Source organism: Streptomyces katrae, from assembly GCF_000966975.1.
Classification (GTDB): Bacteria; Actinomycetota; Actinomycetes; order Streptomycetales; family Streptomycetaceae; genus Streptomyces; species Streptomyces katrae.
The window spans coordinates 1-11,240 of sequence record NZ_JZWV01000380.1 but is presented as its reverse complement, the minus strand read 5'-3'; the positions used below and the strand labels follow the sequence as shown (position 1 = coordinate 11,240).

The 11,240-nt window shown below is 71.6% G+C and carries 7 protein-coding genes; all 7 read right to left on the bottom strand.

Translation table 11 applies throughout. The annotated features are described in order from the left end of the window. Positions 1-364 precede the first annotated feature (364 nt). Positions 365-1,144, bottom strand: coding sequence for a TIGR03936 family radical SAM-associated protein (locus VR44_RS14870; protein WP_045947956.1), 780 nt, complete (start codon positions 1,142-1,144; stop codon positions 365-367). Between the two features lie 1,279 nt (positions 1,145-2,423). Beyond that, positions 2,424-4,349, bottom strand: a complete 1,926-nt coding sequence (locus VR44_RS14860; RefSeq protein ID WP_211275070.1) for a TIGR03960 family B12-binding radical SAM protein — start codon at positions 4,347-4,349, stop codon at positions 2,424-2,426. A 72-nt stretch (positions 4,350-4,421) separates the two neighbouring features. After that, on the bottom strand, positions 4,422-6,026 hold the full coding sequence (locus VR44_RS14855; RefSeq protein WP_094191652.1) for a CYTH and CHAD domain-containing protein: 1,605 nt from the start codon (positions 6,024-6,026) through the stop codon (positions 4,422-4,424). An 80-nt stretch (positions 6,027-6,106) separates the two neighbouring features. Then, positions 6,107-7,306 carry a rod shape-determining protein RodA gene (rodA, locus tag VR44_RS14850; RefSeq protein ID WP_045947952.1) on the bottom strand — a complete coding sequence of 400 codons (1,200 nt, stop codon included), beginning with the start codon at positions 7,304-7,306 and terminating at the stop codon, positions 6,107-6,109. A 6-nt stretch (positions 7,307-7,312) separates the two neighbouring features. Next, a complete protein-coding gene (gene mrdA / locus VR44_RS14845) occupies positions 7,313-9,487 on the bottom strand; it encodes a penicillin-binding protein 2 (RefSeq protein WP_045947951.1) in 2,175 nt (724 codons plus the stop codon). A 13-nt stretch (positions 9,488-9,500) separates the two neighbouring features. Continuing rightward, positions 9,501-10,205, bottom strand: a complete 705-nt coding sequence (mreD, locus tag VR44_RS14840) for a rod shape-determining protein MreD (protein WP_045947950.1) — start codon at positions 10,203-10,205, stop codon at positions 9,501-9,503. Positions 10,206-10,217: 12 nt separating this feature from the next. Then, on the bottom strand, positions 10,218-11,165 hold the full coding sequence (gene mreC / locus VR44_RS14835; RefSeq protein WP_045947949.1) for a rod shape-determining protein MreC: 948 nt from the start codon (positions 11,163-11,165) through the stop codon (positions 10,218-10,220). Positions 11,166-11,240 lie beyond the last annotated feature (75 nt).

The window sequence follows — 11,240 nt, the reverse complement described above, 5'->3', positions numbered from 1 at the left end:
CCTCGGCGGCGACACCGCCGGGCGGACCGGCCGGCCGGGAAGCCGCGCGGCGACGCCTGCGCGGAGGCAGGTTGTCGCTGGGGCTGCCGGTGCCGGCGGCGGGGGTGTTCTCGTTTTCGTTGTCGAGCATGCGGGCGGTTCTCCCGTCACGCTCCCGGGCGCCGCGGCTGACATCCGGTCCGGCACGGCTCCGCGCGATGTACGCGGAGCCGGCCTCCGGGGCGCGTTCGCCACACGGGAGCTGTAGTCAATGGCCGCCGGTTCCGTACGTCTTGTCCGTACGGCCTGGCGGAAGTCTTCAGGTCTGTGCGCTGCCCGACCCAGGTGGCTCCCGAGTTCCAGGGCGGCGCGACGACGACGATCCCTACGCGGCGGGACCTTCCGGCGCCTTCGCGTCGGCGTTCACGGCGGCCGTGGGTGGGGCGGCCGTGTCGGCCTCGCGGTCGGGCGCGAGCGGGTCGGTCACCGTGCCGGACTCCTCGTCGAAGAGCCCCTGCGCCAGCCTGGTCACCGCAGCGGGGACCGGCGGCGCCAGGTCGGCCACAGCGTGGAGACCGGACAGGACGTCGTCGGGTCGCACGGCAGGTGTCAAATGCCGAACAACCAGCCGCAGTATCGCACAGGCATTGTCCGGGGACCTATCAACCTGGGCAGGAAGGGCTTCGAGGCTGACGACCGCGCCCCGGGTGTCGAAGGTCCGCATCCCGTTCTTGGTGCGGCGCTGCACCTCCACCGTCTCGGCGGCGAGGAACGCCTCCACCGCGCGCTGGGCCTCCGCAGGCTCCACGCCCTCCAGGCGCAGCTCCCAGACCGAGGCCGTCAGCCGGTCCGCGAGCCCGGAGGTGCGGGCCTCGACGGCGTCGACGATGTCGAGGCCGAGCGGCATCGACTCGTCGAGCAGCTTGCGCAGCGTCTCGGGGTCACGGGGCGCGGCGAGGGCGATCTCCAGGTACTCGGCCTCGCTGCCGGTGCCGGTCGGCGCGGCGTTCGCGTACGAGACCCGCGGGTGCGGGGTGAAGCCGGCCGAGTACGCCATGGGTACCTCGGCGCGGCGCAGGGCGCGTTCGAACGCGCGCTGGAAGTCTCGGTGACTGGTGAACCGGAGGCGGCCACGCTTGGTGTAGCGCAGTCGGATGCGCTGCACCACCGGTGCGGGGGGCGGGCCTTCGGGCTGTCGCTTGCCCAGTGGTTCTTCTCCTTGTGCGGGGCGTCGCGGCTCGCGCGCCGCCCTGAGTCCTGTCGACCCGTCCGGCTCACCCCCGCCGGCGGGGCGGGGAGATCTCGGCAGCGGGTGCCGCGTCGGCGGCTGTCGTACTACCCAGAGTACGCGCCCGTGACCTCGCCGGTTCCCCCACGGGGCTCCCGAACAGCGCCCGCCGCACCTCGGCCCGCGCCTCCCGCACCGCGGCGCGGGAGATACGCCAGGTGGCCCCGNCGCCACACCTCGCGCAGCGCATGCCCGACGGGGGTGGCCACCCGCCGGTGGACCCAGGCGAGCGGCCGGGCGACGCAGCCCCGCCACAGCCACCGCAGCCCGCGCCCGAGGGCCCGGGTGATCCGGCCGGCGAGGTGCCAGGCGGGCGCGAGGACCTCGCGCACGAGGAAGACGAGGGGCGGCACGACCCCGTGCACCACCACCCACGCCACCCCACGCCCGACGGGCGCCAGCACGTACCGCCACAGCCCCACCCAGGGCCAGACGAACACCAGCAGGCAGGCCCCCCGCACCAGCCACCGCACCCCGTGCCCGAGCGGGGTCAGCACCCGCCGGTAGACCCAGGCCAGCGGCGGCGCGACGAGGTCCCGCACCACCCACCCGAGCCCGGCCCCGAGGGGCGCGAGCACGTACCGCCCGACCACCAGCACCACCCAGGCGGCACCCATCCCGAGCGGCCGCAGCAGGTACCGGTACACGGCGCTGCCGACCGGAGCGACGAGGTACCGCCACATGCCCACCCAGGGCCAGTAGAAAACCACCAGCACGAGCGGCTTCAGCACATACCGCCACAACCGCACGAGCCCCCGTCCGAGCCCGTTCCCCAGCGGCGCGAGCACGTGCCGCCCGAGTCCCCGCGCGCAGGCGGCGACCAGGTCCCACACCACCCGCACGGGCAGCACCACCAGCACGGCCACGACCTTCACGGGCACCCGGACCACCCCGCCCAGACACCCACCCCCACCAGGCACGGCCTGCGGCTTCTCGTTCTCCATGCCGCTAAGGACAGCAGAACGCCCCGCTCCGTTGCGCGGGGCCCCACAGATTCAGTCGATCGATCCCGGCTCCGCCAGCCACCGGGTCCGCAGGTCGAGGTGCCAGCGCGGCCTGCACGGCCCGGACTTGCGTCCACACGTCGCTCGTCGAATGAATATGCCCCCCACCGTTCCCGGTGAGGGGCATATCGGAACGACTCAGGTCGCTCAGGTCACTTCACGACCGACAACGGCAGCAGCTTCTTGCCGGTGGGGCCGATCTGGATGTGGGTGTCCATCTGGGGGCACACGCCGCAGTCGAAGCACGGGGTCCAGCGGCAGTCCTCGACCTCGGTTTCGTCGAGGGCGTCCTGCCAGTCCTCCCAGAGCCAGTCCTTGTCCAGGCCGGAGTCCAGGTGGTCCCAGGGGAGGACCTCCTCGTACGTGCGCTCGCGGGTGGTGTACCAGGCCACGTCCACGCCGTACGCCGGCAGGGTCTTCTCCGCCGCCTCCATCCAGCGGTCGTACGAGAAGTGCTCGCGCCAGCCGTCGAAGCGGCCGCCGTCCTCGTAGACCGCGCGGATCACGTCGCCGATGCGGCGGTCGCCGCGCGAGAGGAGGCCCTCGACGATGCCCGGCTTGCCGTCGTGGTAGCGGAAGCCGATGGAGCGGCCGTACTTCTTGTCGCCGCGGATCTTGTCGCGGAGCTTCGCCAGGCGGGCGTCCGTCTCCTCGGCGGAGAGCTGCGGGGCCCACTGGAACGGGGTGTGCGGCTTGGGGACGAAGCCGCCGATCGACACCGTGCAGCGGATGTCGTTCTGGCCCGAGACCTCACGGCCCTTGGCGATGACGTTGATCGCCATGTCGGCGATCTGGAGCACGTCCTCGTCGGTCTCCGTCGGCAGGCCGCACATGAAGTACAGCTTCACCTGGCGCCAGCCGTTGCCGTAGGCCGTGGCGACCGTACGGATCAGGTCCTCTTCCGAGACCATCTTGTTGATGACCTTGCGCATGCGCTCGGAGCCGCCCTCGGGGGCGAAGGTCAGACCGGAGCGCCGGCCGTTGCGGGTCAGCTCGTTGGCCAGGTCCACGTTGAACGCGTCCACGCGGGTCGAGGGCAGCGAGAGGCCGATCTTGTCGTCGGTGTAGCGGTCCGCGAGCCCCTTGGCGATGTCCGCGATCTCGGTGTGGTCCGCGGAGGACAGGGAGAGCAGGCCGACCTCTTCGAAGCCGGTGGCCTTCAGGCCCTTCTCCACCATCTCGCCGATGCCGGTGATGCTTCGCTCCCGCACGGGGCGCGTGATCATGCCGGCCTGGCAGAAACGGCAGCCGCGGGTGCAGCCGCGGAAGATCTCGACGGACATCCGCTCGTGGACGGTCTCGGCGAGCGGGACCAGCGGCTGCTTGGGGTAGGGCCACTCGTCGAGGTCCATGACGGTGTGCTTGGAGACGCGCCACGGAACGCCGGAGCGGTTCGGCACGACACGGCCGATGCGGCCGTCCTCCAGGTACTCCACGTCGTAGAAGCCCGGGATGTAGACGCTGCCGGTCTTGGCGAGGCGGAGGAGGACCTCCTCGCGGCCACCGGGGCGGCCTTCGGCCTTCCAGGTGCGGATGATCTCGGTCATGTCGAGGACGGCCTGCTCGCCGTCGCCGATGATGGCCGCGTCGATGAACTCCGCGATCGGCTCGGGGTTGAAGGCCGCGTGGCCGCCCGCGAGGACGATCGGGTGGTCGACCGTGCGGTTCCTGGCCTCCAGCGGGATGCCCGCGAGGTCCAGGGCCGTGAGCATGTTGGTGTAGCCCAGCTCCGTGGAGAAGGACAGGCCGAACACGTCGAAGGCCGAGACCGGGCGGTGGCTGTCGACGGTGAACTGCGGCACCTTGTGCTCGCGCATCAGGGCTTCGAGGTCGGGCCACACCGAGTAGGTGCGCTCGGCCATGACGCCCTCGCGCTCGTTGAGTACCTCGTAGAGGATCATGACGCCCTGGTTGGGCAGGCCCACCTCGTACGCGTCGGGGTACATGAGCGCCCAGCGGACGTCACACGCGTCCCAGTCCTTGACGGTGGAGTTCAGCTCACCGCCGACGTACTGGATGGGCTTCTGCACATGCGGGAGCAGAGCTTCGAGCTGTGGGAAGACCGACTCGGACATCACGCGACTTTCGTGAAGCGGGCAGGGGGCGACTCTCAAGCGTACCTTGAGGCCCGGCTCCCCTTCTCCACGTGATCATTTCCGGGCCGCCTTCGCCCTGCGCCGCTCGGCTTTGGCCCAGATGGCCGGAAGCTTGTGCTCCAGGCGGGCGGACCGGCCTTCCTCGCGGGCGTGGAGCACTCCCCAGGTGAAGGAGGACTCGGCCGCGTCGGCCGCCTGGGCGCCGAGACCGAGCAGGGCCTCGCGGGCGACGACCCCGTCGCGGTGGTCGCCGAGCAGGGACTGGACCGACTTGGCGGCCTTGGCCTGCTTGCGGGCGGCCTTGCCGAGGGCGGGGACGGCCGCCTCGGCGGCGTAGCGGGCCCGTTTGGCGGCCTTGCGGGCCTCGTGGAGGGCGCGGTCGCGTTCCTCGCCCGGGTCGAGGGCGAGGGCGGCGTCGATCCGGTCGGCGAGCCGGTCCCAGTCGTGCCGTAGGGCCTTGGGCAGCTGCCGCGCGGCGGGGCGGGAGGCGGCGGGGCGCAGCGGCGGGTCGGCGAGGAGGGCGTCGACGGAGTCGAGGAGCGCCAGGTAGCGGTCGCTGTCGAGGGCGGCGACCGCACGGCGGCGGGTGCGCTTGCGGCGCAGGGCGTTCCAGGTGCGCAGCCGGTCGCGGACGGGGCCCAGGCGCAGGTCGGGCGGGAGTTCCGCGAGCCGGGCGCGCAGCAGTTCCAGGAGGACTTCGCGGTCGCGGTCGGCGCCGAGCTCGGCGCCGAGCCAGCGCAGTTCCTCGCGCACGGGGTCGGTGGCGGCGCGGTCGAGGATCTTGCGGTGGGTGGCGAGGGCGCTGCGCAGCCGGCGGATGGCGACGCGCATCTGGTGGACGGAGTCGGGCAGGTCGCGGCGTACGGCGGGGTCCTGGGCGATGAGGGCGTCGCGCTGCTCGCGCAGGTACGCCAGGACGTGCGCGCCCGCCGTCCGGTCGGCGGGGGCGTGGCCGGGGCGGGTGGGGGGGGGGGGCGGGGCGCCGGTGGCGGTGAGGGCGCGGGCGAGCTTGGAGGGGGCGTCGCTGGGGTGCAGGCCGGCTTCGGCGAAGCGGTCCGTGACGGTGTCGAGGAGGGAGGGGTCGCCGGCGTCGGCGAGTTCGACCTCGACCTCGGTCCAGGCGGTGGCGGCCTTGCCGCGTTCGGCGCGGACCGTGTCGGTGCACAGCTGTGCGAGGAGGGTGCCGTCGGCGTCGAGGAGGTCGCGGGTGTGGCGTTCGGAGCGGAGGCGGACCAGGGGTTCGAGGGGGGAGCGGCGGGTGCGGGAGCGGGCGAGGGCGGCGAGGTCCGGCGGGAGGGTGTCGGAGAGGGGGGCGTGGATCTCGTCGCGGACGCCGGGGGCGACGGGGAGCTTGAGGTGCCAGCCGGCGTCCTCGCCGCCGGTGCGCCGTCGCAGGGTGAGGCCGTCGGCGGCGAGGACGAGGCCGGGGGTGTCGTAGTAGACGGCGTCGAGGCGGGTGCTGCCGCGGTCGCGGACGGAGGCGATCCCGGCGGTCCCGGTCAGATCGGGCACCGCCGGCCGGGCGGCCCGGTCGTGCTTCGCGTCCTGCTTCTTCCCGCTCCGCTTCGCCCGCTTCCCGTGGCCCCCGGGCTTCCCGTCGTCCGCCCGGCCCGCGGTGAACTCGAATTTCCGCTCGGTCTCGCGCTGGGTGTCCGCCATACGTCGAATCTAGTCCCGATCCCGGGTGGCGGCAGGGCGCTGCGCGCGGCGGCGGGAAGCATGGGGTGCACCCGCCCGGTTCAGGCCGACATCGGCCGTTGCACCCTTATCGACTGGAGCAGTCCGACGGCCACCCAGACGGCGAACATCGAGGAGCCTCCGTAGGAGACGAACGGCAGCGGGAGCCCGGCGACGGGCATGATGCCGAGGGTCATGCCGATGTTCTCGAAGGCCTGGAAGGCGAACCAGGCGATGATCCCGGCGCAGACGATGGTCCCGTACAGCTCGGTGGTCTCGCGGGCGATGACGCAGGCCCGCCACAGGATGACGCCGAGCAGGACCAGGATCAGTCCGGCTCCGACGAAGCCGAGTTCCTCGCCGGCGACGGTGAAGACGAAGTCGGTCTGCTGTTCGGGGACGAACTGGCCGGTGGTCTGGGAGCCCTTGAAGAGGCCGGAGCCGAGGAGGCCGCCGGAGCCGATGGCGATGCGTGCCTGGTTGGTGTTGTAGCCGACGCCGGCGGGGTCGAGCTCGGGGTTGGCGAAGGCGGCGAAGCGGTTGATCTGGTACTCGTCGAGGACTCCGAGCTGCCAGATGAGGACGGCTCCGGCGACGCCGGAGGCGAGGAGGCCGACGACCCAGCGGTTGGAGGCGCCGGAGGCGAGCAGGACGCCGAGCACGATGACGACCATGACCATGACGGAGCCGAGGTCGGGCATCAGCATGACGATGCCCATGGGGGCGGCGGCCAGGCAGAGGGCTTTGACGACGGTGCGGTGGTCGGGGTGTTCGAGGTCTCCGGCGTCGACACGGGCGGCGAGCAGCATGGCCATGCCCAGGATGATGGTGATCTTGACGAATTCGCCGGGCTGGAGGGAGAAGCCGCCGCCGATGACGATCCAGGCGTGGGCGCCGTTGATGGTCGAGCCGAGCGGGGTGAGCACGGCGAGGACGAGGATCAGGGAGAGCCCGTAGAGGATCGGCACGGCTCCGCGCAGGGTGCGGTGGCCCAGCCAGATGGTGCCGATCATCAGGACGAGGCCGATGCCGGTGTTCATGGCGTGCCGGGTCAGGAAGTAGTACGGGTCGCCCTGGTTGAGGGTGGTGCGGTTGCGGGTGGCCGACCACACCAGCAGCGCGCCGAGGAGGGACAGGGCGAGCGCGGACAGCAGTATCGGCCAGTCGAGGCGGCGCAGGACGGAGTCCCGTGCGGTCAGTTTGGCGACGGGTCCGCGCTCGGGTGCGTACCGGGAGACGGAGAACTTGTTGGCGGTCTGCATCGGGCCTCAGTCCTGCTTGTGCGCGGGCGGGGCCGGCGGTCCGGCGAGGGCGGGCGGTACGTCCTCGGGGGACGGGGGCACGTAGGGGCGGATCTCGGGGGCGTCGATGGAGCCGTCCGGCTGGATGGTGGGCAGGTTCGCCTCGGGCTTGGGGAGGAGGGCCTTGGAGAGGTCCTGCTTGCCGGCCATGTCGAGGCCGTAGATGGCGTTGTAGATGTTGCGGACGGCGGGGCCGGAGGCGCCGGAGCCGGTGCCGCCCTGGGAGATGGTCATGACGATGGTGTAGTCGTCGGTGAAGGTGGCGAACCAGGAGGTGGTCTGCTTGCCGTAGACCTCGGCGGTGCCGGTCTTGGCGTGCATGGGGATCTGCTTCTGGGGCCAGCCGCCGAAGCGCCAGGCGGCGGTGCCGCGGGTGGCGACGCCCTCCAGTGCTTCGCTTATCTGCTGCCGGGTCTTCTCGTCCATGGGCAGCTTGCCGTGGGCCTGCGGCTTGATCTCCTCGACCTTCTTGCCGTCGGCGCTGATGACGGCCTTGCCGATGGTGGGGTTCCACATGGTTCCGCCGTTGGAGATGGCGGCGTAGATGGTGGCCATCTGGATGGGGGTGACGAGGGTGTCGCCCTGGCCGATGGAGTAGTTGACGGCGTCACCGGCGCGCATGAGGTTGCCTTCGAGGCAGTTCTCGTAGGAGAGCAGCTCGACGTAGGTGCCGCCCTTCTTGCCGGTCTTGCACCACTGGTCCTTGTTGGCTTCCCAGAACCGCTGCTTCCAGGCGCGGTCGGGGACGCGGCCCTTCTCCTCGCCGGGGAGGTCGACGTGGGTCTCGGCGCCGAGGCCGAACTGGTGGGCGGTCTTGTAGAAGATCTCCGCGGGGTTCTTGATGGGGTGGAGTCCGCCGTCCTTGAGCCACTGCTGGTGGCCGAGGGCGTAGAAGACGGTGTCGCAGGAGACTTCGAGGGCCTGGCCGAGGGTGATGTTGCCGTGGCCCTGGGACTCGAAGTTCTTGAAGACCTGTCCGCCGATGGAGTACGAGCTGGGGCAGGGGTAGCTGCCGTCGAAGGGGTATCCGGCGTTGACGGCGGCGGTGGTGGGGATGACCTTGAAGATGGAGCCGGGGGCGGCCTGGCCCTGGATCGCCCGGTTCATCAGGGGGACGTTGGATTCCTTGGCGGTGAGCTTGGCGTAGTCCTTGGCGGAGATGCCGCCGACCCAGACGTTGGGGTCGTAGGTGGGGTTGGAGGCCATGGCGACGACCCGGCCGGTCTTGGATTCGAGGACGACGACGGCTCCGGCGTCGGCCTTGTAGGGGACGCCGGTGTTGCGGTCGATCTGCTTGCGGGCCTCGACCATGGCGGCGTTGAGCTCGTACTCGGCGACGCCCTGGACGCGGGCGTCGATGCTGGTGACGAGGTGGGCGCCGGGGACGGCCGGGTCGTTCTCGGCCTGGCCGATGACGCGGCCGAGGTTGTCGACCTCGTAGCGGGTGACGCCGGACTTGCCGCGCAGCTGCTTGTCGTAGGTGCGTTCGAGGCCGAAGCGGCCGACCTGGTCGGAGCGCAGGAACGGCGAGTTCGTGTTCTTGGCCTTGACGATCTCGTCGTCGGTGACCGGGGAGAGGTAGCCGAGGACCTGGCCGGTGTTGGCGCCACCGGGGGCCGGGTAGCGGCGTACGGCGGTGGGCTCGGCGGTGATGCCGGGGAAGTCCTCGGGGCGTTCGCGGATCTGGAGCGCCTGCTGGGTGGTGGCTTCGAGGGTGACGGGGATCGGCTGGTAGGGGGAGCCGTTCCAGCAGGGCTGGGGGGTCTTGGAGTCGCAGAGCCGGACCTTGTCCATGACGTCCTGCGGCTTCATGTCCAGGACCCCGGCGAGGCGGGTGAGTACGCCCTTGCCCTTGTCCTTTATCTTCATCAGCTCGGTGCGGCTGGCGGAGACGACGAGGCGGGTCTCGTTGTCGGCGAGGGGGATGCCGCGGGCGTCGAGGATGGAGCCGCGGACGGCGGGCTGGACGACCTGCTGGACGTGGTTGTTCTTGGCCTCGTCGGAGTATTCCTTGCCGTTGCGGATCTGGAGGTACCACAGCCGTCCGCCGAGGGTGAGCAGCAGCGAGAAGACGAGCACCTGGAGGATGACGAGCCGGATCTGCACCCGGGGGGTGCGGCCGGTCTCCGGAATGTTGGTCACTACTGCTCCCCCGTCACAGCTTCCTGACGCTCTTCACGCCTTTGACACCTTTGACACCCTTTATGCGGCCGGCCCGGTTGGCGCGGCCGCGCGCGGTCATCAGCCGCAGGCCGCCGCGCTGGCTGCCGATGCGCAGGCCGGTGCCGCCGGCCAGCCAGCCGGAGGCGACGTCCTTGCCCTGCGGGGGGCCGCCGTTGGCCTCGACGGCCATCGGGTCGTTCTCCGCACGGCGGGCGAGGGCCATGATGAACGGCACGGTGAACGGGGCGAGGAGCAGGTCGTAGAGGGTCGCGGTGAACAGCAGCCCGACCAGGCCCACGTGGCGGGCGGCGGTGTCGCCGACGAGGGCGCCGACGCCCGCGTACAGGAGGGTGGAGCCGATCGCGGCGGCGACGACGGTGAGCATCGGCCCCCAGGCGGAGCGGAAGCGGCCGCTGTCGGGGCGGGCCAGGCCCACGAGGTAGCCGATGAGGCACAGGACGAGGGCGTACCGTCCGGCGGCGTGGTCGGCGGGCGGGGCGAGGTCGGTGAGGAGGCCGGCGGCGAAGCCGATGAGGGCTCCGCTGACGTGTCCGTAGACCAGGGCGAGGGCGACGACGGTCAGCAGGACCAGGTCGGGGACGGCTCCGGGCAGCTGGAGCCGTCCGAGGACGGTGACCTGGAGGACGAGGGCGACGGAGACGAGCGAGCCCGCGAGCAGGATCCGGTTGATGCGCATGGCGGTCAGCTCCTACTCGTCGGCCGGCTTGCCGGAGACGCTGGCGGAGGGGGACGGGGTGACCGTGACGGTGACCGTCGGGGTGGGCTTGGGCGGCTCGGGCTTGGGCGGCAGGACGGCGTCGCGGGGGTCCTCGCGCGGGGGCATGACGACCACGCCGACGATGTCCAGGCGGGAGAAGCCGACGAAGGGGCGGACCCAGACGGTGCGGGTCAGGTCGCCGCCCGAGGGGTCGACCTTGACGACCTCGCCGATCGGGACCCCGGGGACGAAGGGCTTGTTCGCGCGGGAGCCGAAGGTGACGAGCCGGTCGCCGGGGCTGATCTTGGCGCGGCCGTTGAGCATCTGGACGGAGAGGGCGCGGTCGCCCTGGCCGGTGGCGAAGCCGAGTTCGCCGGACTTCTCCAGGCGGGTGCCGACGGTGAAGCCGGGGTCGTTGGCGAGGACGACGGTGGCGGTGTCGGGGCCGACGGTGGCGACGCGGCCGACGAGGCCGTCGCCGTTGAGGACGGTCATGTCGCGTTCGATGCCGTCCTTGCTGCCGGCGTCGATGGTGACGGTCCAGGAGAAGCCCTGGGCCGCTCCTATCCCGATGACCTCGGCGCCCTTGATGCCGTACTGTCCGGTGCCGGCCCGCTTGAGCATCTCGTCGAGCTCGTGGATGCGGCTGCGGGTCCGGTCGTCGCTGCCCAGCTTGATCTTCAGGGCGGTGTTCTCGCGTTCCAGGGCCGTGATCCGGTTGTGGCGCTCGTCGGAGTCGCGGACGGCCCCTATGGCGTTGGCGACGGGGTCCACGGCGGTCGCCACGCCCTTCTCGACGGGGCCGAAGACGGCCGCGGCGGCCCGCCGGGCGCCGTCGACCGGCGAAGCCTCTCCCGCTCTGATGTCCACCGTGATCAGCGCGAACGCGATGGCGATCAGCAGTACCAGGAGCAGCCGGCTCTCTCGTGTGTCCCTCACGTGCGGCGGCCGTGCCTTCCTCGTAGAAACTCGTGCGGCGGAACCGTTCCGGCGGTGGCCGGGGCTCTCCGGACT